21 protein-coding genes are annotated in these 23,215 nt (G+C 42.5%); 9 read left to right on the forward strand and 12 right to left on the reverse strand.

Annotation, left to right across the window (positions count from 1 at the left end; translation table 11 throughout):
- Window positions 1-57 precede the first annotated feature (57 nt).
- On the forward strand, window positions 58-1,872 hold the full coding sequence (locus WJR50_RS00440) for a MutS-related protein (RefSeq protein WP_341291230.1): 1,815 nt from the start codon (window positions 58-60) through the stop codon (window positions 1,870-1,872).
- A gap of 89 nt (window positions 1,873-1,961) precedes the next feature.
- Here the strand turns inward: WJR50_RS00440 and WJR50_RS00445 are convergent, their stop codons facing one another.
- On the reverse strand, window positions 1,962-3,404 hold the full coding sequence (locus WJR50_RS00445) for a sulfatase (RefSeq protein ID WP_341291231.1): 1,443 nt from the start codon (window positions 3,402-3,404) through the stop codon (window positions 1,962-1,964).
- Window positions 3,405-3,493: 89 nt separating this feature from the next.
- Here WJR50_RS00445 and WJR50_RS00450 point away from each other — a divergent pair, with 89 nt between their 5' ends.
- Genes WJR50_RS00450 through WJR50_RS00465 form a run of 4 tightly spaced genes read left to right on the forward strand, consistent with a single transcriptional unit; the run spans window position 3,494 to window position 6,914 of the window.
- Entirely contained in the window at window positions 3,494-4,636 is a 1,143-nt protein-coding gene (locus tag WJR50_RS00450; protein ID WP_341291232.1) for a 5-(carboxyamino)imidazole ribonucleotide synthase, read from the forward strand.
- Window positions 4,633-5,163 carry a 5-(carboxyamino)imidazole ribonucleotide mutase gene (gene purE, locus WJR50_RS00455; protein WP_341291233.1) on the forward strand — a complete coding sequence of 177 codons (531 nt, stop codon included), beginning with the start codon at window positions 4,633-4,635 and terminating at the stop codon, window positions 5,161-5,163. The genes WJR50_RS00450 and purE overlap by 4 nt, the downstream gene beginning before the upstream one ends.
- Window positions 5,164-5,187: 24 nt before the next feature.
- A complete protein-coding gene (locus tag WJR50_RS00460; protein ID WP_341291234.1) occupies window positions 5,188-5,976 on the forward strand; it encodes a DUF429 domain-containing protein in 789 nt (262 codons plus the stop codon).
- Window positions 5,977-5,990: 14 nt separating this feature from the next.
- Complete coding sequence (locus WJR50_RS00465; RefSeq protein ID WP_341291235.1) at window positions 5,991-6,914, forward strand: bile acid:sodium symporter family protein; 924 nt, start codon at window positions 5,991-5,993, stop codon at window positions 6,912-6,914.
- Between the two features lie 351 nt (window positions 6,915-7,265).
- Here the strand turns inward: WJR50_RS00465 and WJR50_RS00470 are convergent, their stop codons facing one another.
- The 4 genes from WJR50_RS00470 to WJR50_RS00485 form a co-directional block, all read right to left on the reverse strand.
- The gene (locus WJR50_RS00470; RefSeq protein ID WP_341291236.1) at window positions 7,266-7,403 is read right to left on the reverse strand and encodes a PIN domain-containing protein; all 138 of its coding nucleotides are present in this window, start codon (window positions 7,401-7,403) and stop codon (window positions 7,266-7,268) included.
- Between the two features lie 439 nt (window positions 7,404-7,842).
- Entirely contained in the window at window positions 7,843-8,916 is a 1,074-nt protein-coding gene (locus WJR50_RS00475; protein ID WP_341291237.1) for a VWA domain-containing protein, read from the reverse strand.
- Window positions 8,906-9,817 (reverse strand): hypothetical protein, encoded by a 912-nt coding sequence (locus WJR50_RS00480; RefSeq protein WP_341291238.1) that lies wholly within the window; start codon window positions 9,815-9,817, stop codon window positions 8,906-8,908. The genes WJR50_RS00475 and WJR50_RS00480 overlap by 11 nt, the downstream gene beginning before the upstream one ends.
- 13 nt (window positions 9,818-9,830) lie before the next feature.
- Window positions 9,831-10,727 carry a DUF58 domain-containing protein gene (locus WJR50_RS00485; protein ID WP_341291239.1) on the reverse strand — a complete coding sequence of 299 codons (897 nt, stop codon included), beginning with the start codon at window positions 10,725-10,727 and terminating at the stop codon, window positions 9,831-9,833.
- Between the two features lie 278 nt (window positions 10,728-11,005).
- Between WJR50_RS00485 and WJR50_RS00490 the strand changes: the two genes are divergently transcribed.
- Window positions 11,006-15,970, forward strand: coding sequence for a translocation/assembly module TamB domain-containing protein (locus WJR50_RS00490; protein WP_341291240.1), 4,965 nt, complete (start codon window positions 11,006-11,008; stop codon window positions 15,968-15,970).
- Here the strand turns inward: WJR50_RS00490 and WJR50_RS00495 are convergent.
- Both WJR50_RS00495 and deoC read right to left on the reverse strand, forming a co-directional pair.
- Complete coding sequence (locus tag WJR50_RS00495; RefSeq protein WP_341291241.1) at window positions 15,967-16,239, reverse strand: acylphosphatase; 273 nt, start codon at window positions 16,237-16,239, stop codon at window positions 15,967-15,969. The genes WJR50_RS00490 and WJR50_RS00495 overlap by 4 nt on opposite strands.
- Before the next feature lie 2 nt (window positions 16,240-16,241).
- Window positions 16,242-16,898, reverse strand: a complete 657-nt coding sequence (deoC, locus tag WJR50_RS00500; protein WP_341291242.1) for a deoxyribose-phosphate aldolase — start codon at window positions 16,896-16,898, stop codon at window positions 16,242-16,244.
- Window positions 16,899-17,061: 163 nt separating this feature from the next.
- Here deoC and WJR50_RS00505 point away from each other — a divergent pair, with 163 nt between their 5' ends.
- The gene (locus tag WJR50_RS00505) at window positions 17,062-17,712 is read left to right on the forward strand and encodes a porin family protein (protein ID WP_341291243.1); all 651 of its coding nucleotides are present in this window, start codon (window positions 17,062-17,064) and stop codon (window positions 17,710-17,712) included.
- A 62-nt stretch (window positions 17,713-17,774) separates the two neighbouring features.
- Here the strand turns inward: WJR50_RS00505 and WJR50_RS00510 are convergent, their stop codons facing one another.
- From WJR50_RS00510 to WJR50_RS00525, 4 genes are all read right to left on the reverse strand, one after another.
- A complete protein-coding gene (locus WJR50_RS00510) occupies window positions 17,775-18,239 on the reverse strand; it encodes a hypothetical protein (RefSeq protein ID WP_341291244.1) in 465 nt (154 codons plus the stop codon).
- Window positions 18,240-18,300: 61 nt separating this feature from the next.
- Window positions 18,301-19,443 carry a cysteine desulfurase family protein gene (locus WJR50_RS00515; protein ID WP_341291245.1) on the reverse strand — a complete coding sequence of 381 codons (1,143 nt, stop codon included), beginning with the start codon at window positions 19,441-19,443 and terminating at the stop codon, window positions 18,301-18,303.
- Between the two features lie 46 nt (window positions 19,444-19,489).
- Entirely contained in the window at window positions 19,490-20,884 is a 1,395-nt protein-coding gene (gene glmM, locus WJR50_RS00520; protein ID WP_341291246.1) for a phosphoglucosamine mutase, read from the reverse strand.
- Between the two features lie 54 nt (window positions 20,885-20,938).
- Window positions 20,939-21,169: a hypothetical protein gene (locus WJR50_RS00525; RefSeq protein ID WP_341291247.1), complete on the reverse strand. Its 231-nt coding sequence runs from the start codon at window positions 21,167-21,169 to the stop codon at window positions 20,939-20,941.
- 133 nt (window positions 21,170-21,302) lie between these two features.
- Between WJR50_RS00525 and mazG the strand changes: the two genes are divergently transcribed.
- On the forward strand, window positions 21,303-22,091 hold the full coding sequence (gene mazG, locus WJR50_RS00530; RefSeq protein ID WP_341291248.1) for a nucleoside triphosphate pyrophosphohydrolase: 789 nt from the start codon (window positions 21,303-21,305) through the stop codon (window positions 22,089-22,091).
- A gap of 29 nt (window positions 22,092-22,120) precedes the next feature.
- Here the strand turns inward: mazG and WJR50_RS00535 are convergent, their stop codons facing one another.
- Window positions 22,121-22,273 carry a lmo0937 family membrane protein gene (locus WJR50_RS00535; protein WP_341291249.1) on the reverse strand — a complete coding sequence of 51 codons (153 nt, stop codon included), beginning with the start codon at window positions 22,271-22,273 and terminating at the stop codon, window positions 22,121-22,123.
- A gap of 68 nt (window positions 22,274-22,341) precedes the next feature.
- On the opposite strand from WJR50_RS00535, the gene WJR50_RS00540 reads away from it, so the two are divergent.
- A complete protein-coding gene (locus WJR50_RS00540) occupies window positions 22,342-23,211 on the forward strand; it encodes a UbiA family prenyltransferase (RefSeq protein WP_341291250.1) in 870 nt (289 codons plus the stop codon).
- Window positions 23,212-23,215: the final 4 nt, after the last annotated feature.

The following is a 23,215-nucleotide window of genomic DNA, read 5'->3' on the forward strand; positions in this document are numbered from 1 at the left end:
GAAACAATCTTTCATATTTACGTTCAAATACATGCTATAAAGAAGCTATGCAAAGCCATGAATAAAGAAATCTACTCAACATACGAAGAAAGAATACAGCTTTTTAAAACGAAAGCTTTCAGATTAGCTGAGCAGCACACACGCATGTCCTGGATGCGTACCCTGCTTTTTGTCTTTTTCCTGGTGGGGATTGTTTATTTCGCCAATGCCCAAAATAGCAGTGCCATATTTATTGTGTCTATCATCTTCATCATAGCTTTTCCTTTATTGGTAAGGCGCCATAATCAATTGAAGAAAAGAAGGTTTCATATTGATAGCCTGGTAGAAATTAATGAAGAAGAAATAGCCAGGCTGAATGGAAAACTAAAAGGCATGGAGACCGGGGGGAAGTTCCTTGACCTTCAGCACCCCTACACCGGTGATTTGGATGTGTTTGGGGAGCACTCATTGTACCAGCTGATCAACCGGGCTAGCACCTACAAAGGAAAAGGACTGCTGGCATCCTGGCTCATGTACCCGGCTAATAGGGAGGAAGTACTGAGCCGACAAGAAGCGGTACAGGAGATGAAGGAAAAACTGGACTGGCGACAGGATTTTCAGGCCAATGGGAGAGTAGCCAAAGAAAACGAGGAAGATACAGACACCCTGCTTCGCTGGGTGGAAGAGCCCATTGCCTTAGAAAAGAGAAGTTTGTACAAGATGGCTATGATTGTTATGCCCCTGATCACATTAGCGGGTATTATTCTGTACTTCACCTCTGATATAAGTGGGTACTGGCCGATTACTGCTATTTTTGTTAACGGCTTTATTTTATGGTCTACGGCTGAAAAAGCGAGCCTTACGCATAGAAAAACCTTCAGCAGCATCAGCGCTCTGCAAGCCTATCGGGCCATGATCCGAAGTGTTGAGGACACAGATTTTCAACATGAGCGGTTACAAAAACTTAAGACTAACTTTCTGCATGAAGGGATACAAGCTTCCAAAGAGATCAATAAGCTGGAGTATATCCTGGATAATTTTAACTCTAGAGGCAATGTATTCTATCACATTTTCAATATTGTTTTCCTGCTGGATGTATACTGGCTTTTGAGAGCAGATAAGTGGAAAAGTAATCTGAAAGGCGACATCAGCCATTGGTTTGATAGTATTAGTGAGTTGGAAACCCTCAATAGCCTTGCCGGTTTCTCTTTCTCTCATCCCGAATATATAGTACCGGAAATTGTGGAAGTGGGCTACGTGTTTGAAGCTGAGGAATTGGGACACTGTCTGATTGATTCCAAAAAAAGAGTGAGCAATGATTTTAGTATGCAAGGGAAAGGAAAAGTTTGCATCATTACCGGATCCAATATGTCAGGCAAAAGTACCTTCCTGAGAACAGTAGGCGTTAATGTAGTATTGGCCTTGATGGGAGCTCCGGTTTGTGCCAAAAAACTTAAAACCTCGGTTACCCAGGTATTTACCAGCATGCGTACTCAGGATTCATTGGAAGAAAGTGTGTCCTCTTTTTATGCCGAACTAAAACGGCTGAAACAACTGCTTCAGATGCTGGAGAATCCGCAGCAAAACCCCGAAATGCCAGTCATGTATATGCTGGATGAAATTCTAAAGGGTACCAACTCACAGGATAGACATAATGGAGCAGCTTCACTGATCAAACAACTGAGTAAGCTTCCCGCCTTTGGCTTCGTTTCTACCCACGATCTGGAATTAGGTAAAATGGAAAAAGAGCTGAATACTGTGATCAACTATAGCTTCACCAGCAGTATTGAGCAGGACGAAATTTACTTTGACTACAAAATCCACGATGGAATCTGCAAAAGCTTCAATGCCAGCAAACTAATGGCTAAGATGGGCATCGCGATAGAAGGGTGATAGATGATAGTATTATGGTGTTATGGTTAATAAGTGCAATTCAAACCATCCTACCATAACACCATAATACTATCGCACAATAACACTATCTATTCAAACTCTTCCGGATAGGTGGCGTATAAAGTTTGCTGCATTTGCTGGATGATGCTTTCGCTCTCCGCTGTTTCAGAAATATTAACATTTTCCAGGGAGTCCGTACGGTGATCATAGAGCATGCGGGCGTAGATTTTTCCCTGCTCATCACTCCATTCCGTATAGCGATAATCATCATTTTTAATGGTATATCCATTATGAAATTTACTTACCGTATGTTTTTTCCACGTTTGATCAGGCTGAGTGAGTAAGGGCACAAAACTGGTTCCCTGCAGATGATGAGGTACCGGAATACCAGCCAGTTCGCAAAGTGAAGGGTAAATATCCACAAACTCAGTAAGGGCATTGGTCATTTTTCCACCTTCTATATCGGGTACTTTGATCATCAATGGTGCGCGGAGGGAGGTTTCAAAATTAGCATGCTTACACCAAAGGCCATGTTCCCTAAGATTCCATCCATGATCTCCCCAGAGAATCACAATGGTGTTTTCTGCTAAATCAAGATCTTCCATCGCTTGTAAAACTTTACCAATCTGGGCATCGGTATAGCTAATGCAGGCATAGTAACCATGCACCAATGAGTCTGCTTTTTCGTCTGTCAGTGGTCCTTTGGCAGGAATATCAATGTAGTTGCGGAGCTCACCCCAATTGTGCATAGCAGCATCCGGCGCATTTTTAGGCCTAAAATTATTCTCTGCCGGACTGATCGTTTGTTCATCGTACAAATCCCAGTACTTTTTAGGGGCGTTAAAAGGGAGGTGAGGCTTCAGGAAACCAGCGGCCAGGAAGAAAGGCTGATCTTTTTCGGCCAATCTTTTTAAGTCATCAATCGTTTTTTGAGCGGTCTTGCCATCAAAATAAGCATCATCTTCTACCTCCGCTATTTCATAAGAAGGACCATTGCCTCTTTCGCTTTCAGCTGATAGTTTTATGTTTTCTTCCAGCACATAATCCCGCCAGTTGGTGCCGCTTTCATTAGGGTGCCAGGGTGCTTCGCTCCAGCTCTCAATCATATCATTGAGATGATGAAAAACCTTTCCGTTAGAAATAGTATAATAACCATGATCTTTCAGATGCTGCGGTAAGGTGAGCGCTTCAGGAGCGTCTTCATCTACTCGGGTTGCATAATCAATAAAGCGATGGCGGGTAGGCCGTAGGCCGGTAAGCAGGCTGGCCCGGGAAGCACCACAAACCGGTACCTGGCAGTAAGCCCTTTTGAATACCAGACTTTCAGAGGCGAGTTGATCAATGTTGGGAGAAATAATTTGAGTTTTTCCGTAGCAATTCAGTTGAGGCCTGAGGTCATCTACTGCAATGAACAGGATATTGGGCTTGGGCATTTCTACCATTTGCTCAGAACGGTAGGCCTGCGATCGACACGACCAGAAAGAAAAACAAACAAAAATAAGGAAGATAAACTTAATCAGCAGTCTAGGCATGTATTGAAGGTTTTGAAACTTATACGACAAAAGAAGCATCTCTAGACGAGAAACTTTAACTTTGCGCATTAATCTATAAAAATTAAGAAATGTCAGCAGCATTTTACCAAAATTTTAAATTAGGCGTGTTAGGAGGAGGCCAACTGGGCCGTATGTTGATACAATCCGCCATAGACTTTAATCTGGATGTGTGGATACTTGACCCTGACGAAAACGCCCCCTGTAAAAATATCGCTACTAAATTTACCCAAGGCTCACTTACTGACTTTGATACGGTGTATAATTTCGGTAAAGCTTGCGATCTGGTTACTATAGAAATAGAAAATGTAAATACGCAGGCACTAAAAAAGCTACAGGAAGAAGGTATCAAAGTGTATCCGGAGCCCCATATCATTGAGCTGATTCAGGATAAACGGGAGCAGAAAACTTTCTATCAAGAAAATGACATCCCTACGGCAGACTTTGTGCTTACTGAAAATAAAGAGGATGTTCGTAAGTACATCACCATGCTACCTGCGGTACATAAACTGGGAAAAGAAGGCTACGATGGGAGAGGCGTACAGAAAATTACTACTTCGCAGGAACTGGATAAAGCTTTTGAAGCTCCTGGATTGCTGGAAAAATTAATAGATTTTGAGAAAGAACTAGCCGTAATTGTAGCTCGCAATGAAAAGGGGGAGATGAAGACTTTTCCGGTCGTGGAGCTGGTTTTTCACCCTGAACATAATCTGGTAGAATATCTTTTTGCCCCTGCCAATATCAGCGAGCAGATTGCCACTGACGCGGATGCTTTAGCCAAAGAAGTGATAGAAAAACTAGATATGACCGGCTTACTGGCAGTAGAAATGTTCCTGACCAAAGAAGGGAAACTGCTGGTCAATGAAATAGCGCCCCGCACGCACAATAGCGGACATCATAGCATTGAGGCCAATGTGACTTCACAGTTTGAGCAACATCTGAGGGCGATTTTGAATATGCCTTTAGGTTCAACCGCTACTAAAGTACCTGCCGCTATGGTTAATTTGCTGGGTGAAGATGGTTTTACTGGATTGGCAAAGTTGGAAGGTTTGGAAGAAACGCTGGCGGTAGAAGGGGTAAAAGTCCATTTGTACGGAAAAAAGCTGACCAAGCCTTTTCGCAAAATGGGCCATATTACCATTATTGATCAGGATGTCAGAGTATTAAAAAATAAAGTAGAGCAAGTTAAACATAGTTTAAAAATCAAAGCATGAGCAAACCCAAAGTAGGTATTATTATGGGTAGCAAATCAGACCTGCCGGTCATGATAGAGGCTGCCAATATATTAGAAGAACTGGAAGTTCCTTTTGAAGTCACCATCGTTTCGGCTCACCGCACCCCTCAGCGCATGATGGACTATGCGGAAAAGTCCAGAGATAAAGGATTGAAGGTGATCATTGCCGGAGCGGGTGGTGCTGCCCATTTGCCGGGTATGGTAGCTTCTGTTACTACGCTGCCCGTCATTGGTGTGCCTGTCAAATCCAGTAATTCCATTGATGGCTGGGATTCAGTACTCTCCATTTTGCAAATGCCTGGTGGTGTGCCGGTAGCTACTGTAGCACTCAATGGCGCTAAAAATGCTGGTATTCTGGCGGCTCAGATTATTGGTTCCAGTGAGAAAAAGGTAGCTGAACGTTTGGAGAAATATAAAAATGAACTGAGAGAAAAAGTAGAAGAAGCAGCTGCTAAAATGGAAGAACAGGGCTATAAAGGCAGTAAAATAGGTTTTGGCAGCAATTGAACGTTCGTTTAGTATCTAATGGTTATGCCTGAATACATATTAGGCATAGATGCAGCCTGGACCCCAGGAGGAAGTAGTGGATTAGCCCTTTTAGAAAAAGACGATGAAGGGAAAATAAAGCTGAAAAGGCTGGTTAGTTCATACAAGGAGTTTGTTGATGAGAAAAGGGATTTGCCTCAACTAACACTTCCTGATTTACGCCAAGTAATTGAAATAATCGGAAAACTGCCAAAAGTCATAGCCCTGGATATTCCGCTATCTCCTCAACCCATAACAGGCTACAGAGAGGCAGACCGCCAAATTACCAGCCAATATGGCAAGAAAGGAGCGGCGGTGCACAGCCCAACCCAAGACAGGCCGGGAAAAGTAGCCGATCATATTTTTGCTCAGTTGAGTGATGCGGGGATAAGTTGGGCTGGAGTAGATGCCAAACCAGAAAATGCTCCATATTTTATGGAGGTTTATCCCCACGTGAGTATCATTGAATACCTGGAGCTGGATTATCGTCTGCCTTATAAGGTGCAGAAAAAAGGTAAATATTGGAAAGAGTATTCTCAGGAAGAGCGTTATCGCTTGAGCATTAAGCAACTACAAAAGCTTCGCACAGCCTTGCAAAAGAGAGTAAATAATTCCTTAGATAATTATCTTCCTCTGCTTAATCAGGAGCAGAAATATAAAATCGCCTATTTAAAAGCTTACGAAGATCAACTGGATGCCATTGTTTGTGCATTGACCGGCTATGATTTTTTGCAGGGAAAAGCGATGGCTTTAGGAGATGAGACCAGTGCCATCTGGATACCTAATTCAATCTAACCGGACTATCCCACATGGAAGTATTAGATGAAATAAAGTTAAATTTTAACCAGGATAGCTTACTGCTGCTCAACATCTGTATGGGCTTGGTGATGTTTGGAGTAGCGATTGAATTAAGATTAGCGGACTTCAAAAACCTGTGGCATAAGCCTAAAAGCCTGATTATTGGCTTAATAGCCCAGTTCCTGATTTTACCTCTGCTAACTTATCTTCTGGTATTACTGATTGATCCCATTCCCAGTGTAGCTTTAGGGATGATACTCGTAGCTTGCTGCTCAGGAGGAAACTTATCCAATATGCTCTCCGTGATGTCAGGCGGAAATGGAGCTTTATCGGTAAGCCTAACCGCCATTGCTACTTTAGCTGCAGTAGTAGCTACACCGGCCAATTTCGCCCTCTGGGGAAATCTGTATTTAAGCAGCGGAGCCTCACTGCCACAAATCAGCATCAGCTTCATGGAAATGCTGGAAACCATACTGCTCATTGTTGGCATTCCCTTACTCCTGGGTATGCTTTTCAACCATTATTTTCCTAAGCTAACCGCTAAAGTTCGTAAACCCATCCGCATTATCTCGGTCGTTATTTTTGGCGTTTTTATCGTAGGAGCATTTGCCGCCAACTTCCATATTTTTCTGGAGTATATTCATTTCATTATGCTGCTGGTGATCATACACAATGCTTTAGCTTATGGTGGGGGGTATAGTTTGGGACAAATATTTAGTTTGTCATTGCCCGATAAAAAAGCCATTGCCTTGGAAACAGGGATTCAGAACTCAGGTATCGCTTTGGTACTGATCTTCAATTTCTTTGACGGACTGGGAGGCATGGCCATCATCGCCGGATGGTGGGGCATCTGGGATATCATTTCCGGTCTGGCACTCGCCTGGGGATTGTCTAAGGTAAAAAAAGGAATTTCTACCGAGCAGGTGGTTTCGTAATATAATAATGCTTCCAGCGCATATAATGCTGCTATTAAACCAGCCTCGTCAGGAAGATGCAAGCCAGGGGGCAGGGGGCATCACAGAGCTTCAAGATTACCATGTCTCCAAAGGCAGCCCATCTATCTGTTGAAAATGTTTATCCCGACTAATTAACGTATATTGATTTTGGCGCGCTATTGCTGCAATCCAAATGTCATTTTCTGGAATAGGCTTACCTTTCTGGCGTAAACCATCTCAAATATAACCATACCAATAGCTCGTTTCTTCATCAGCTTTCAGCACAGAACATAATAACAAAAAAGCACGGATACGTTCAATGTTATGTTGAGTTTTAGCTGACTTGAATGCTCAATAATAAAGCTCACCTAGTACCACATAAGGAAGTTGTACACTGCTTAAAGCCATTATTTTTTCTACAATAGCAGTCTCACCATTAAAAAAAGCTACAATAATATTGGTATCTAATAGATAGTTTTTACCACTCATTCGTATCTATGGTTCGGCATTCTTCCGTAGCCTGTCGAATCTGAGCAGTTTCTTCGTTACTCCACATACCGGCAAAGTCGGATAGGTTTGATTTCTTCAGCTGCTTTTCAGCCTGTAAAGTTTCGTAAAGTTTGCGTACAACTGATTCATCTTGTAAAGAAATAAACTCTTCAAGAAACTTGATCTTAATGGTTTATAAAGACATAGCTATTGATATTTTGTTTACTAAAGATAACGGTTTTCTTCAAATATAGATTTCTTACAAAAAATGATGTTGCTGTACTTGTAGGGTTGAGGCTATAAAAAAAATAATGCAGTGCTAGCTAGCTAAGTATAGCAATGTTTTCAACACGCATCATACTATCAGCTCAGCTTCGGCAGTAAGATATGCTCAAAGAAGAATATTTCACCATCAAAATTACAACGCACTATTAATTTTTTAATCCGTTAGCACATTACTAACGAAAGTGGATTTGAGGATGAGCCAGAGCAGGAAAAACCCGATGGCCCAGGAGAGGTAAATCCAGTAGAAGTCAGTGGTATCTTTATAGCGGGTTTCCTTGATCTCGGCTTTCTCGTATTCGTCAATCAGCCTGAACACTTCTTCCAGCGCTTCTTTATTGGACACCCGATAAAACTGTCCTTCTCCAATTTTGGCAATTTCCCTGAGCGTAGTTTCATCCAGCGAGTTTTCTACATAACGGGTATTGCCAAAAAAGTCTTTGCCGAAAGGTACTTTACCTTCTTTACCAATTGCAATGGAGTAAATTTTAATGCCATAAGCATGGGCGAGTTCAGCAGCCGTGATCGGGTCCAGGTTACCGGCGGTATTATCACCATCACTTAACAGTACCATCACCCGAGAAGCTTCTCCCTGGCGTTCGGGACCTTCATCGCCCTCTTCCACATCCCGCATACGATTGGTAGCCACCGCTAAAGCACTGCCGATGGCGGTTCCCCGGCTTTCAATCAGGTTGAAGTCTATGTCTTCAATAAACTTGTACAGCAGGTCATAGTCGGTAGTCAAGGGGGAAAGCGAGTAAGCGTCCCCGGAAAAAACAACCAGGCCGATGCGGTCCTGCATTCTGCCGGCAATAAAGTCACGAGCTACATCTTTGGCCGCCTGCAAGCGGTTGGGACGGAAATCTTCAATGCGCATGGATTCCGAAATATCAATCACCAGCATAATATCTATCCCTTCGCTCCATTGTTCTACCTGCTCATCTGATTTTTGTGGGCGAGAGAGTGCCAATAGCAATAATGCACTTACGATGGCAATCAGCAAATTTGGAATCAGGCGCAAATAGGTGATAGGGCTTTGCTTGATAGCACTTTTGGGAAATGCGATGGGAAGCTTCTGCTTGGAGCGTAATCCCACCAGCCAGCGAACGATAAAGAACAGTGGGATGAGAGGGAGCAGGTACAGAAAAAAGGGATGCTGATACTCATAATTTGAGAATACAGCAGGTTGGAACCAGTCCAGAGAAAACCAACTTTCGCTTTCAATCGGCATTTTTTATCTCCTCTATCTTTTGTTTAAAACGATGATTTGTATGCTGTTCTAAATGCTCAAAATAACGAATAAGTTCGCCATTAGCATGCTTACCATAGATACTGCGATCAATGGCTTTCAGGTCTTGCTGTAAAGGTTCTCCGGCAGGAGAGTTTACAATTTCCTTAGTAGTCAGTTTGGTATAGGGCATCTGGTCCAGCCTTTCCATATACTGCTTCCATACCAGCAGAGTAGACTCCGAACGACGTTTATTGGGTGATTTTCGTAAAGCTTCCAGTGCCTTGGCAAATTGCTCCTGAAACTTTTTCTGATTCTTCTTAAGCTTATATAACTTCCACTGCCTACGTATTTGCTTACCAAAGATCACATATACCAATGCGGCAATCAGTAGTGTTGTGGCTATGGCTACCAGCAAATAAGGATAGTTGAACTGCAACGCCACATCGCGGAAAGATGTATTTTGCTTTAAAGCAACACTATCGGGCATTTGTTTGATCAACCGGTCCAGGTAAACAGAATCAATAGAGGCATAGATGGCAGTGCTATCCGCCTCCCCATCCTGATTAGTATTTACTACATACACAGGAAGAGCCAGACTTTGAATACTATCCAGCTCAAAGGTAGTAAGTTGGTAAGCCACACTGTCGTAGCTATATACGCTATCCGAATAAGTAGGGGCAAAAGTCCGGTCCAGGTACTCAAAAGGAGCATACGGATCGTCCTCTCCCGGAAATACCACTTCCAGATTTTTAGGGTAACGAAAGGTAAGGGTATAAGTCAGCGGCTCGCCTACCTTAAGCGTATCGCGGTCAAAGTAACCCTGTGGCTTCAGCTCCTGAGCCAACAGCATAGAACTGCTCAAAAAGTACAATCCTACTAAGGTAAACAAGACCTTCTTCATGCTTTGCTCCATGTTACGCACTTTTCCTGATCTTATTTCTTATCCTGAATAGATTGATAAGTTTGGGCACATAATCCTCTTCGGTAGCGATTGACAGGTAATCTGCCTGATGCTTGCGGCAAAAATCTTCCAGGCTTTGGCGTGTGCCTGCATAAGTACTGTTCACTTTGCTCTGAAAGTAAGAGGAAGAAGAGTTTACCCAGATGGTTTTTTTACTTTCCTTATCATAAACCGGGATGATGCCCAGGCTGGGAAGCTGCGTTTCCCGCTTATCCGATAAGTGCACTACAATAAGGTCATGCTTACGTGCCAGTGCTTTTAAGTTACCGATATAATCTTCGTCAATAAAATCTGAGACGAGGATAATAATGCTGCGCCGTTTTACGATATTCAGCAGATAATGAATACCTGCGTTGAGGTTAGTTTTGGTAGAAACCGGCTGAGTGTTATAGAGTTTGGTAATGATCTGGTAGGCATGCTTATCACCCTTATTAGGTCTTACGTAGGCCTCTTTTTGATCAGAAAAACAAAGCAGACCCACCTGACTGGCTTCTTTGATGGCTGAAAGCGCCAGCACCCCACATATTTCTTTGCCAATGTCTACTTTTTGGTGGCCGGGATCGCCTATTTCCTGAGAAGCACTTACGTCCAGCATCATGTAAACAATCTGCTCTCTTTCTTCTTTATAAGTTTTTACGTATACGCTATGACCTTTAGCCGTGGCATTCCAGTCAATGCTTCGGATATCGTCACCGTACTGATATTCGCGTACATCGTCAAAAGTAATGCCTGAGCCTTTGAATACGGAGTGAAAGTCGCCCTGCATCTGCGTAGTGATCGCTTTACGAATAGATATTTCGTACTTGCGGAGTTTTTTGAGCAACTTTCGTAAATCTTCCTTATTGTTCATGGTCAAATGTATAATCTTTCACTATATGCACGTTAGAAAGCTAAGCTTATGATATTGCAAATTAAAAAAATTATGTGGTTAAGATATATTTGTTTGCATCAAGCTTCATAAACCATAACAATATCAGCTACATTAATTGTTATATGTGTATTTGATAGCAACTTTTTAGCATAACCATTTTTTTGACAAAATAATAACAAGCTATTAACTCTCCTAAAGAAAATATATCACAGCTGCCGAAGTGGGCGCAACGTTTGCTTTATATATTAAGTACACTTATGGTACTATGGCTGATCATATATATAGCCTTTCGTACCCCGGCAGTGCAATCTTATCTCACCGGCCTGGTAGAAGATAAGGTTTCTACCATGCTGAATACCAAAGTTAGCCTGGGAGGCATAGACATAGACTTTCTGGACCAGATTGTGCTGGAAGAAGTGTATGTAGAAGATCAGCAGGGCGATACATTATTATATAGTGGTAAGCTGGATGTAGCCTTTGACCCCTGGGCTGCCATCAGTAAAACCATCAGTATTGATCACGTCATTATTGCCAATACCTATATTAACCTGTATCAAAAGGAGGGTACAGACTCACTGAATTTTGAGTTTATCCCCGAAGCTTTTGCCTCCGATACTACCACGCAGACTCAGCAGGACACTACTTCTTCTTCCTGGACCTTTCAGGCCAATGAGCTTTTACTAAGTGATATTCGCTTTGACTATGAGGCGGATAGCACGGTTATGAATCTGGCGTTGAATAAGCTTAACCTGCTTTTTGATAAGATTTCGCTGGATGAACAATTGATCAGCGCCAGTGAACTGGATATTGATGGGCTGGCATTCAGCATGCAGCTACCTGCTACCTCGGCAGATACTACACAGCAGGAAGAGGCTGATACTACCGATAGTAATGTGATCAATCCCAGTGGGTATACCTTTGAGCTGGATGAAATATTAATTGCCAACAGCGAAATCGGTTATCAGGTAGGTCAGGTAAAGCAGGATACAAGTAAGCAGATGAATTTTGAAAACCTGGCACTCTCTAATATTCAGCTTGAAGTGGAGGATGTAAGCGTAGGAGCCAAAACTGTGTTTTTAGACTTACCATTACTAGCTTTTGTAGAGAGTAATAGTGGCTTCCAAATCCAAGAGCTGGCGGCGCAGGTAAATATGGACATGCCTACTATAGCGCTTACGCTAAATGAATTGCGCACCGGACATTCCGAACTGAATGGTAGCATAGACTATAGTATGCAGCTTGCTGAAACTACTGCCGAACTGATGAATAGCATCAGCCTGAAATCTGATTTGAACAGTACCGTCTTAGGTTTGGAGGATGTAAGCTATTTTTCTGATGCATTGAGTGCATATCCGTCCTTAATTGAAATGAATGCGGAGCTCAGCTGGCAGATAGACATGCAAAATGGTGAAGGAGTAATGGACCGCATGGAACTTAGCCTGGCCGATAAAGCAAGCTTACTGGCGGAAGCAGCCTTTAGAGATTTAAGTGCCTTGGATTCTACGGTGAATGGATCACCCTATTTTAATTTTAACCTGAATGAATTCAGTACAGATTATGCTTTTTTAAGAATTCTGCTGGATGATTCTACCGCTCAGTATCTCAATACATTACAACAAAAGAGGCTCTCACTACAGGCGCAGGCCAAAGGGACCCTGGAAGACATAGAAGCCAACCTTAACCTTCAGACAGGTATAGGTAGGTTGCTGGCAAATGGTACTTACCAGGTAACAGAAAGTAATGCGAAAATAAGCGCAAACTTGGATGCCAATCAGCTAGATTTGAAGGCGGTAATGCTGGCTTTGGGAAATCCTGACAGCGTAGCCCGGGATTATGGAAACCTATCCATGACAGCTGATATCAATGCGGTACAAACTTACGGACAGGATACCAGTTTGAGCGATTTGAGTGCAAATCTGTTGGTTGAAAACCTGGGCTATAAAGGCTATGAATACGAAGGCTTGAAGGTGGAAGCCCAAAAAAATTATGATGACATAGAAGCAACTATTGATTATGCGGACAGTCTCCTGCAAATGCATGCCAATGCAAACGCCAGTTTGAAGGGCGAGAATAGCCAATATGAGATGGAGATGAACATTGAAAACCTCAATCTTTTTCGCCTTAATCTGGTACAGGATAGTATTATCATTGAGAACACCCGCCTGCGAGCTCAGGCTCAGGGCAATACCGTAGACAATATTGTAGGTTCATTTAAAGTAACAGAGTCCAGCATCATCAAAGATGAAGAAATGTATACTTTGGATTCACTGGTATTGGTAGCGGAAAAATCAGATAGCAGCCGTTCCATCAATTTCTATTCTGATTACATAAATGCAGGAATAAGTGGCCAGTTCAGCTTGGAAAGATTACCCAAAGCCATAGAAGATTTCAGGCAATATTATATGTCCGCCTACCAGGCTCCGCTCAATGATGTGGACACAATCAATACTGATGAGACCAATCAGGAATTGTTTATCAATTTTGAGATCAAAGAAACGCCGGTACTGGCCAGAGCTTTTGTGCCTTCTCTTACAGTGGCCAAACCTATCAATGCCAATGCCTATTTTAACAGCAGCCGTAAAAAGCTCACCTTCCGTTTCTATGCACCCAATGTTATCTATGATGATTACAGCGTAGATAGTCTGTTGCTCACCGCCCAGACTTCAGAAAAGGCGATAAAATTCAACACTAAATCTGACTTCATACGGCTGGGTGGACTTACCATACCCGAGGTGGCGCTTAGGGGTAACCTCTCTGGAGTTGCGCAGGATTCTTTGCAGGAAAATAAACAACGCCTTTTTGCTACAGAAATTGATATGAATCTGAAAGTAGGCTCAGATGATGCTCCCTACCGCCTGGACCTGAATACGGTGCTCAGCAATAGCCAGGATACTATTACGGTTAGCTTAGATGATTCAGAGCTGGTACTGGAGCAAAAGCCCTGGCAGCTTTCTCCCTCTACTCGCATTTTGTATGCTGCTGATTACCTTCAGATTGATAGCTTTTACCTGGCGCAGGAAAACCAAAGGATAGAAGTAAGCACCACCAATCAGGAAGGAAAAACTAATCTGCAACTTCTAATAGACCAATTAGCACTGGGGCCATTGTTGGCCAGTCTCGACCTTGATGACTATATGATCGGGGGTACCCTCAATGCCCAGGCTTCACTCCAGAGCCTCTTTGAGCAGGGTGATTTGGAATCCCAGCTTAGCATTAATAACTTAGAGGTAAGAGATACTCCGGTAGGTACTTTGGAATTAAGTGCAAACGGAAAAGGTCTGGCCGCGCCAGAATCCGACGAACCTCTTCTGATAGAAATGGGGCTTAGCGGAAGTACTAATGAACTTGCTATGCAAGGTAGCTATCGTCTGGACTCCGGTTACTTTGATTTTGACATCAATATGCAGCGTTTCCAGTTAGAGCCCTGGCAGACCTTTATGCAGGATTATGTAGAAGAGCTGCAAGGGGTACTCAAGGCGGATATGGAACTCAAAGGGACCCCGAGCGATCCTTCACTTACCGGTAATTTCACTTTTGCTGATGAAGTAAGCCTCATTCCTACCATTACAGGTGCTCAATATTATATCAACAACCAAACCCTGGAATTTAATGGGCAGGAGCTGCTATTTGATGAGTTCACCATTCTTGATTCTGCCCAAACTGAGGCTACCCTTGATGGCAGCATCAATTTTGCCAATGTAAGTGACCCGGTAATGGATTTGTCCTTTGAAACAGATAACTTTTTGTTTGTAAGCAGTGAAAGCTATCAGAATGAGAGCTTTTATGGGAGAGCTTTCGCTTCTGCTAATATGGAAATACAGGGAGCATCCAGTGACCTGAGAGTTAGCGGAGATGCTGAAGTAAACGAAGGTACTGATATGACCATTGCCATGGTAGATGAAGCAGAAGAAGCCTCACAAGCGGAATATATCCATTTTATTGATGCGACCAGAAACGCCTTCAACGAAGCAGATCCGATAGCTGGTGAAAATGAAGATAGTACGCAGGTAAGCAGTAGGTCTGATTCTCTCAGAAATCAGGCAGTAGAGATTACAGGGCTGAGTCTAGCCATGGATGTAAGCGTTAATCCGGAAGCTCAACTTACCATCGTGATAGACCCGGTAAACGGAGACAGAATCACAGTATCAGGTGATGCGGATTTAAATGTAAGCATGAACCCAGCTGGTGATATGAATATGCAGGGTACTTACGTTATCCAAAGCGGACAATATGTACTTACCTTTGCCCAGATTATTCAAAAAGAGTTTGATATACGGGAGGGGAGTTCCCTTAGCTGGAATGGAGATCCGGCTAATGCAAGATTTGACATTACCGCTGTCTATACAGCCGAAACTACTCTGGATGGGCTGTTTTCTTCAGATATCCGAACCGAAATAATGAATAGTGGTGGTGAGTCTTATGTGACTACCAGGCAGCCAGTCAATGTGGTTATGAATATTAGCGGAGAGTTATCTGAACCTCAATTGAATTTTGATATTGAGATTCCAGAACTAGCCGCGAGTGGATCTAGTGTTATTATGATACAAAATATAATAAACCGGATGCAGCAGGACCAGACCCAACTGTACAAGCAAGTATTCTCCCTGATTGTGCTCAATAGATTTTTACCTGTAGAAGGTGGTTTTGGCTCAGGCGGTGGCTCCACTTTGACTACGGTCAACCAAAATATAGATAATAGTGTAAGCCGTCTGCTTTCCAGTACGCTTACCAGCCTGAGCGAAGATTATCTGGGAGGGGTACAAATAAATATGAATATAGAATCTAACGATTTACAGGCACAAAATACTGCCCTGGCCGATCGTGATCTGGATGTGGCTCTCACCAAGCAGTTCTTCAACGATAGGTTGACTGTAAGCGCCGGAGGTATGACCAGCCTGAATACCAATAGTTCCTCGGGAGGAGGTAGTAACGAATTTTATGGAGAATTTGAAGTACTGTACCGTCTGGATGCCAGAGGTAATTTGAATATCAGAATATTTCAGGACAGTGAGCGAGATATATTTACCAATGATGTTGACCTCCAGCAAGGCGTCTCCCTTACTTATCAGAAGTCTTTTGATGAATTCTTTGAGAATGATGATCAGGTACTTCAATCGGCACCGCCGCCTGAAGAGGAGGAGGATAATGAAAATGAAGAAAGCGAGGAGAAAAAAGATAGTACGGCACTGGATAACTCTCAGCGCCGAAAAAAGAAGAATTAATGTCTGACCTCAAAGCGGACAAATCCCTGAGGATTATCTTCTTTGTAATCTACTTTTTCTACTTTCGCATGATTAGGGCCTTGTTTGCACCACTCAATAAATTCCTGCATTTGCTGCTCAGGTCCTTCAGCTTCAATGCGTACCGAACCATCAGCTTCGTTTTTTACCCATCCCAGTATGCCTAAGGATTCTGCTTTATCCTGGGTGCTGGCTCTAAAGAAAACACCCTGTACTTTGCCGTATACACGAATGGTATAGTGAACGCTCATATCTACTCTTTGGATTGGTTGAAAATATGTATTGCCGAAGAGGTGCCGATCCTGTCGGCACCAGCTTCCAGCATGCTCAAAGCTTGTTCCAGTGTTTTAATACCTCCCGAAGCCTTAATTCCCACATTTGAAGGTAGTATTTCTCTCATCAGTTTGATGTGTTCTACCTTTGCGCCTTCAGGAGCTGTCCCTGTGGAAGTTTTCACAAAATCTGCTCCTGCATCCGCACAGATTTTACAGGCAGTACGAATTTCTTCCTCCGATAAGTAAGCTGTTTCTATAATCACTTTCAGTAAAGCTTCTTCCTCATGAATAAGGGTGGCGTACTTTGCCAGTTCTATCTTGACCCAGGGCAAACCGGACTTAAAGGCTGAAATGTTCATGACAACATCCAACTCATCGGTCCCATCCTTCAAAGCCTGCCGGATTTCAGCTTCTTTGGTTTGGCTCATCTGGTAACCAAAGGGAAAACCTATCACGGTCACCATTTGCACATCGGCATCACCCAAGTCTCTTTTGGCTTTCTTTACCCAGAAAGGAGGTAGACACAGGCCAACAAAAAGATGCTCCCGGGCTTCTTGTATCATTTTTTCTACCTCCTGATAGTTTAAGGCAGGGGAGAGGGCGGTATGTTCTAAAAAACGGTGGATATTTTTCATCTATTCCAATGTAAAAAAAATAAAGTACTCATAAAACTACCACCTTTTCAAAGGGAAATTCATCAAGGCAAAAAATAATTATGGTAGTATGATTAACAATACATTATTTTTCCTGTTACCAATTAAATGAATTCAATGATTATTAATTTAAATTTTTTTATCTATGAAATTTTTTAACAAACTAGTATTTTTTGGAGCATTTTTCGCTCTATTATACTATCCATCTACAGTTAATGCGCAGATGGAAGATTCAAGAATAGGGGTGAAAGGAGGACTGAATGCTTCTAACTTTTATCGCGAACAAGTAGGTGACCAGAATGCCCGTATAGGATTCCATGTAGGCCTGTTTACAGAGATAGCTGTCAGTGAATCTTTTAGTATACAACCAGAATTGGTGCTCTCTACTAAAGGTAATCGTGCTACTTATGGTACTAGCGATGGTGTACTGGATTTGGTAGGAGCTGAAGGAGAAGTAAAAACCAACCTGACTTACATAGACATTCCGGTACTTGCGAAAGTAACTTTAGGAGAAGTCGTCAATCTTCATGTAGGCCCTTATGCCAGCTATCTGATAGGAGCCAGTAGTTCTACAGAGGGAGATTTAGCCAGTGGTTCTGAAGAATTGAACAGAGATAATTTTAAAACCTGGGACTATGGATTGGCTGCCGGATTAGGAATAGATTTAGCAGCGGTAACTATTGGCGCGCGTTATAATCTGGGGTTGGTCAACATTGCCAAGACTACTGCAGCGGAAGGGATATTTGACAATTCTAAAAATTCAGTACTACAGGCTTATATAGCTATAGGTTTATAAAAACTGGATAGTGATTTAATTTAAAGGACTCCATTAGGAGCCCTTTTTTTTGTAACTTATGATTATTTTCCAACCTCACCCACCATTTCGGCATCTTCCAGAATGTACATCAACTGTTCATAATCTTCATCATTGAGCTTTAGCTTGCCTTTAAAAGCAACAATTGCTTCCGTATAATCAATGGGTTCTTTCAAATATACTTCCATTACAGTTTCAGGGCCACCTGAGCCGCAAAAGAAGCACGAAGCCAGGGGCAAAGAAGAAACAATCACATGGTCTGGTTTGAAAAGGCCTTCAAAAGGAATTATATAGCCGGGTACGGTCACTTCTTTGCCTTCCATAGCCTTGGCTTCCTCGCTAAATTTAGGTACATAAAGTTCTCCATACTCATCTTCGGTAATGGTGTAAGTCACTCCCGACAGGGCTTTCCATATTTTATTATCAATCGCTTGTTGTGCCTTGCTGAAAGAGAAAGTGGCAAGCAGCAAGGTAAAAGTAGCAGCAAAAAAAAGGGTATATCGTTTCATAGGCGGTTTTTGTCAGCGCATTAATTATTCAATATAGCAAACAAATCTCAGGAAGATAAATTCAAATTTTGACAGAGGTGTACATATCTGCCAATTTATCTACCACATAATTAATCTCTTCCAGCGTATTGTATTTGCTGAATGAAAAACGTATCGCGCCCCTTTCAGGATCAGCGGATAAAGCTTTCAGCACATGCGAACCCAAATTTGAACCACTGGAACAGGCAGAACCTCCCGAAACAGAAATTTTATGCAAATCCAGGTTAAATAATAACATGTCAGTATCTTCTGAAGGAGGCAGGCTCACATTCAGGACAGTATACAAACTTTTAGTCAGGTCGGCAGATTCTCCATTGAAAGCGATACCGGGCACTTTTTCTTTCAGTCCTTCAATCATACGTTTTTTGAGGCCCAAAATATGGTGGCGATGCTGCTCCGCGCCTTCATAAGCGATTTCCAAAGCTTTGGCAAGGCCAATAATGCCATAAAGGTTTTCTGTACCACCCCGCATATTCCTTTCCTGAGAGCCCCCGTGCATAAAGGGCGTAATCTGATGTCCCTTTCTGAGGTAAAGGAGCCCTACACCTTTAGGTCCATGAAACTTATGGGCAGAACCAATAATACTATGAACTTTGAGCTTACTCAGGTCATGAGGATAGTGAGCCAATGTCTGAACAGTATCGGAGTGAAAAATAGCGTCGTAGGCGTCGCAGATTTCACCAATCTGCTCAATATTATTGAGGTTGCCGATCTCATTATTACCATGCATAATGGATACGAACGAACGTTCATTCTGCTCCAGAAGTTCTTTCATATGCGCAAGCTCAATATTTCCCCGCTCATCAGTACGGACATAGTCCAGGTGAATTGTATTTCTTTTGGCGAGTTCTTGCAAGGTATGCAGTACGGCATGGTGTTCCAGATGAGAAGTAATCGCATGTTTGATTCCCAGCGTTTCAATACTGCATTTGATAGCAGTATTATCTGCTTCTGTACCGCCAGAAGTAAAGAAAATTTCTGAAGGAGAGGCATGGAACAGATCTGCTACTTTCTTACGTGCTTTTTCTATGGCCGAGCGGGTAGTTCTTCCGTGGGCGTGCGTAGAAGAAGGGTTACCGTAAAACTCCAGCATATAAGGCTTCATGGCCTCAAACACTTCAGGTGAAAGCTGGGTAGTAGCAGCATTATCCAAATAGACCTGCATGATGTGTAGTGTTTAATTTTGCCACAAAAAGAGGCATAGGAAGTGCCTATGCTCTTTCTGAAATGACTTCGCGAATATCGCTGATAAGCTTATTGGCAAGGTGGTCAGCCGTAACCTGCGAGTGTGATTCGGCAATGATACGAATAATAGGTTCGGTATTCGACCTGCGTAAATGAACCCACTCTTTGCCAAAACTGATCTTGATACCATCAATAGGATTGACAGGCATATTGCTGTACTTCTGCTTTATGCCCTTCATAATATTGTCAATATTGATATCGGGCGTCAGCTCAATCTTATTCTTGGAAATATGGTACTGAGGGTAAGTAGACTTCAGCTGCGTCATGGTCTTACCAAACTTAGCCAGATGGGAAAGGAAGAGAGCTATGCCGGTAAGGGCATCGCGTCCGTAGTGCATTTTAGGGAAAATGACGCCGCCATTACCTTCTCCGCCTATTACCGCATTAGTAGCCTTCATGGATTTTACCACATTTACTTCACCAACGGCTGCTGCGGTATAGTTGCCTCCGTGCTTCTCCGTAATATCCTGTAGCGCCTGGGAAGAAGAAAGATTGGAAACGGTATTTCCTCCCTGGTTTAGTCCCAGAATATAATCTGCCACGGAAACCAAAGTGTATTCCTCCCCAAAAGGAGCTCCATTGTCCTGAATCAGTACCAGGCGATCTACATCAGGGTCTACCACAATGCCCAGGTCAAATGCGCCCTGCTCTATTTTTGAACAGATATGATTTAAGTTTTCAGGAAGAGGCTCAGGATTACGCTTGAAGGCTCCATCAGGCTCGCAGAAAAACTTTTCTACCTGTTCTACCCCCAGGGCTTCCAGAAGCTGTGGTACTGCAATACCTCCTACAGAGTTTACACAGTCAATAGCAATTCTAAAATTACTGGCTTTTATAGCCGCTTTGTCCACTTCAGCAAGGGATAGTATTTTCTCTATGTGCTTGCTGATATAGTCTTCTTCTATTACATAGCTGCCTAATTTCTTGGAAGTGGCAAACTCAAATCCACCTTCTTCAGCGATGCGTAATACTTCTTCACCAGCTTCAGCAGATAAAAACTCGCCATCCGCGTTAAGAAGTTTCAGCGCATTCCACTGGCCCGGGTTATGGCTGGCAGTAATGATAATACCTCCGTCAGCTTTCTCATCCTTTACAGCAAGCTCCACCGTAGGGGTAGGGGCAAGCTGAATGTCTACAATGTCAATACCTAATCCCTGCAAGGTGGAAGACACGAGTGAAGATACCATAGGTCCTGAGACACGAGCATCCCGCCCGATGACTACCTTGGCGTTCGCATTTTTCTCTTTAATATATGTGCCATAAGCGGCAGCATACTTTACAATGTCTACCGGGGTAAGCGCATCTCCTACTTCTCCTCCGATAGTACCTCGTATACCGGAAATCGATTTAATTAAAGTCAATGAATGGTAATTTTATGGCTAAATATAGAAAGGCTGCAAATTTAGAAAAAAGCATTAATCAAACTTAGCTAATACTTTATTTACTTCAGAGTCAGGATTACCACATTGAGTATCTTTCCCTACTTCTTTGCCGCAGTACCCGCAGGTAGCGCCTTCCTTATTCAAAAAGGGACTTTGAGATGCACAAGTACCCTTAAATTCTCCATCTTTCAGGAAAATAAGCCTCACACACATCAGAACGAAAAATAAACCTAATACACCTATGCCTAAAAGTATCGTTGTCATATGTTGATGATTTTCTACTGTTTTGATTACAAAGTTAAAACGAACTCCTTAGAACCAAAGTTTCTATTACTTATTTTTGATTGAGATTTAGAGAGTAAAGCAAAATAAAAAACTGTAAATAAAGAACTTACGCATGACAAAAGATAAGCGAGAAAAGGCACTACAGGCATTTAACAGATTGTTGACCATTATGGATGAGCTACGAGAACAGTGCCCCTGGGACCGAAAGCAAACGCTGGAAAGCCTGAGGCACTTAACGATAGAAGAAACCTACGAACTCTCTGATGCCATCATTGAGGCAGATATGCAGGAGATTAAGAAGGAGTTGGGTGATCTGATACTACATATCGTATTTTACTCGAAAATAGCGGCTGAACAGGAAGCTTTTGATATTGAGGGTGTACTGGATGGTATCTGTGAAAAACTGATCGTGCGTCATCCTCATATTTATGGAGATGTAAAAGCCGAAGATGCTGCTACCGTAGAGCGCAACTGGGAGCAGATTAAGCTGAAAGAAAAAGGAAATAGCAAAAAGACAGTATTGGGTGGGGTTCCTAAATCATTACCGGCCCTGATCAAGGCAATGCGCATACAAGACAAAGCTAGGGGTGTAGGCTTTGACTGGGAACATAAAGGTCAGGTATGGGAAAAAGTAGAGGAAGAGATGGAAGAGTTTCGTGAGGAGGAGAGGGCAGATAATCTGGAGAAAATGCAGGATGAATATGGTGACCTGCTTTTTTCTTTAGTTAACTATGCACGATTTACCGGCATTAATCCTGAAGAAGCGCTGGAAAGAAGTAATAAGAAGTTTATCAAGAGATTTAACTATCTGGAAGAAAAAGCAAAAGCGGAAGGGAAAGATTTGGGAAGCATGACACTAAATGAGATGGATGCTTACTGGAATGAGGCGAAAAATATATAGCCGGAAGTAAAATGCTCCCGGCTTTTAAGTTATATCCCTCTTCCTCTGATTAATCTGAACAGAATAGCAATAACGGCTATCACCAGTAAGATGTGAATAAAGTTACCCACACTGAACACAAAAAAACCAAGTAGCCATCCGATTAACAAAATAATGGCTACGAGATATAATAAACTACTCATAGGTAAAAAAATTAGTTAATAATGCTTAATAACTATAGCAGGTTTTAATTGTTTGGTAAATTTACTGTATGATTAGCAAGTCTACACTTCTGCATCTACGCATCCCCTTTTCTATCTTTCTGCTGCCCATTTTCCTTTTTGCTTTAAGTGTAGATGTACCTGAGGATTGGCCTCGTGCGTTACTGGTATTTTTTATACTGCATTTCTTACTCTACCCAGCCAGTAATGGATACAACAGCTATTTTGATAAAGATGAGGGAAGTATCGGAGGATTAGAAAAACCACCTCCGGTTGATAAAGAATTATACTGGGTAGCCCTCTTGCTGGATTTGCTAGCGATTATTTTAGGCTTACTGATCAGTTGGCAGTTTGCCCTGATGTTACTAATATATGGGCTGGTGAGCAAGGCTTATAGCCATCCAGCAATCAGATTAAAGAAGTTTGCAATAGCCAGTTGGTTTATTGCAGGATTCTTCCAGGGTTGCTTCACCTGGCTGATGGCTTATATGGGTATACACGATGTAAGTATCAGGGAGGTCTGGTCACTTCCTTATGTGTTACCTGCACTACTTAGCAGTCTCATGCTCTGGGGGTCGTATCCTATGACCCAGATTTACCAGCATGAAGAGGATGCCAGAAGAGGAGATATTACCCTAAGCTACAAACTGGGCATTCGGGGGACCTTCCATTTTACAGCTTTTGTTTTTGCACTTTCTGCAGTAGGCTTCTTCTGGTATTACCAGCATTTTTTTAGTTTATCGCATGCCCTGGCTTACTTGGCTTTTTTATGCCCCATTGTGCTGTATTTCTTTTACTGGTATGGGCAGGTGCGGCAAAATCGGGATAAAGCCAACTTTAGTTCCACTATGCGGCTCAACATGATTTCAGGGCTTAGCCTGAATGTTTTTTTTCTGTTGATGCTTTATTGGCACATTTAATCTG

The sequence above is a fragment of the Catalinimonas locisalis genome, assembly GCF_038039535.1.
Classification (GTDB): domain Bacteria; phylum Bacteroidota; class Bacteroidia; order Cytophagales; family Cyclobacteriaceae; genus Catalinimonas.

Coding starts and splice junctions, on each gene's coding strand:
- WJR50_RS00440 (WP_341291230.1), top strand. CDS start 58: ATGAATAAAGAAATCTACTCAACATACGAAGAAAGAATACAGCTTTTT.
- WJR50_RS00445 (WP_341291231.1), bottom strand. CDS start 3,404: ATGCCTAGACTGCTGATTAAGTTTATCTTCCTTATTTTTGTTTGTTTT.
- WJR50_RS00450 (WP_341291232.1), top strand. CDS start 3,494: ATGTCAGCAGCATTTTACCAAAATTTTAAATTAGGCGTGTTAGGAGGA.
- purE (WP_341291233.1), top strand. CDS start 4,633: ATGAGCAAACCCAAAGTAGGTATTATTATGGGTAGCAAATCAGACCTG.
- WJR50_RS00460 (WP_341291234.1), top strand. CDS start 5,188: ATGCCTGAATACATATTAGGCATAGATGCAGCCTGGACCCCAGGAGGA.
- WJR50_RS00465 (WP_341291235.1), top strand. CDS start 5,991: ATGGAAGTATTAGATGAAATAAAGTTAAATTTTAACCAGGATAGCTTA.
- WJR50_RS00470 (WP_341291236.1), bottom strand. CDS start 7,403: ATGAGTGGTAAAAACTATCTATTAGATACCAATATTATTGTAGCTTTT.
- WJR50_RS00475 (WP_341291237.1), bottom strand. CDS start 8,916: ATGCCGATTGAAAGCGAAAGTTGGTTTTCTCTGGACTGGTTCCAACCT.
- WJR50_RS00480 (WP_341291238.1), bottom strand. CDS start 9,817: ATGAAGAAGGTCTTGTTTACCTTAGTAGGATTGTACTTTTTGAGCAGT.
- WJR50_RS00485 (WP_341291239.1), bottom strand. CDS start 10,727: ATGAACAATAAGGAAGATTTACGAAAGTTGCTCAAAAAACTCCGCAAG.
- WJR50_RS00490 (WP_341291240.1), top strand. CDS start 11,006: ATGGTACTATGGCTGATCATATATATAGCCTTTCGTACCCCGGCAGTG.
- WJR50_RS00495 (WP_341291241.1), bottom strand. CDS start 16,239: ATGAGCGTTCACTATACCATTCGTGTATACGGCAAAGTACAGGGTGTT.
- deoC (WP_341291242.1), bottom strand. CDS start 16,898: ATGAAAAATATCCACCGTTTTTTAGAACATACCGCCCTCTCCCCTGCC.
- WJR50_RS00505 (WP_341291243.1), top strand. CDS start 17,062: ATGAAATTTTTTAACAAACTAGTATTTTTTGGAGCATTTTTCGCTCTA.
- WJR50_RS00510 (WP_341291244.1), bottom strand. CDS start 18,239: ATGAAACGATATACCCTTTTTTTTGCTGCTACTTTTACCTTGCTGCTT.
- WJR50_RS00515 (WP_341291245.1), bottom strand. CDS start 19,443: ATGCAGGTCTATTTGGATAATGCTGCTACTACCCAGCTTTCACCTGAA.
- WJR50_RS00525 (WP_341291247.1), bottom strand. CDS start 21,169: ATGACAACGATACTTTTAGGCATAGGTGTATTAGGTTTATTTTTCGTT.
- mazG (WP_341291248.1), top strand. CDS start 21,303: ATGACAAAAGATAAGCGAGAAAAGGCACTACAGGCATTTAACAGATTG.
- WJR50_RS00535 (WP_341291249.1), bottom strand. CDS start 22,273: ATGAGTAGTTTATTATATCTCGTAGCCATTATTTTGTTAATCGGATGG.
- WJR50_RS00540 (WP_341291250.1), top strand. CDS start 22,342: ATGATTAGCAAGTCTACACTTCTGCATCTACGCATCCCCTTTTCTATC.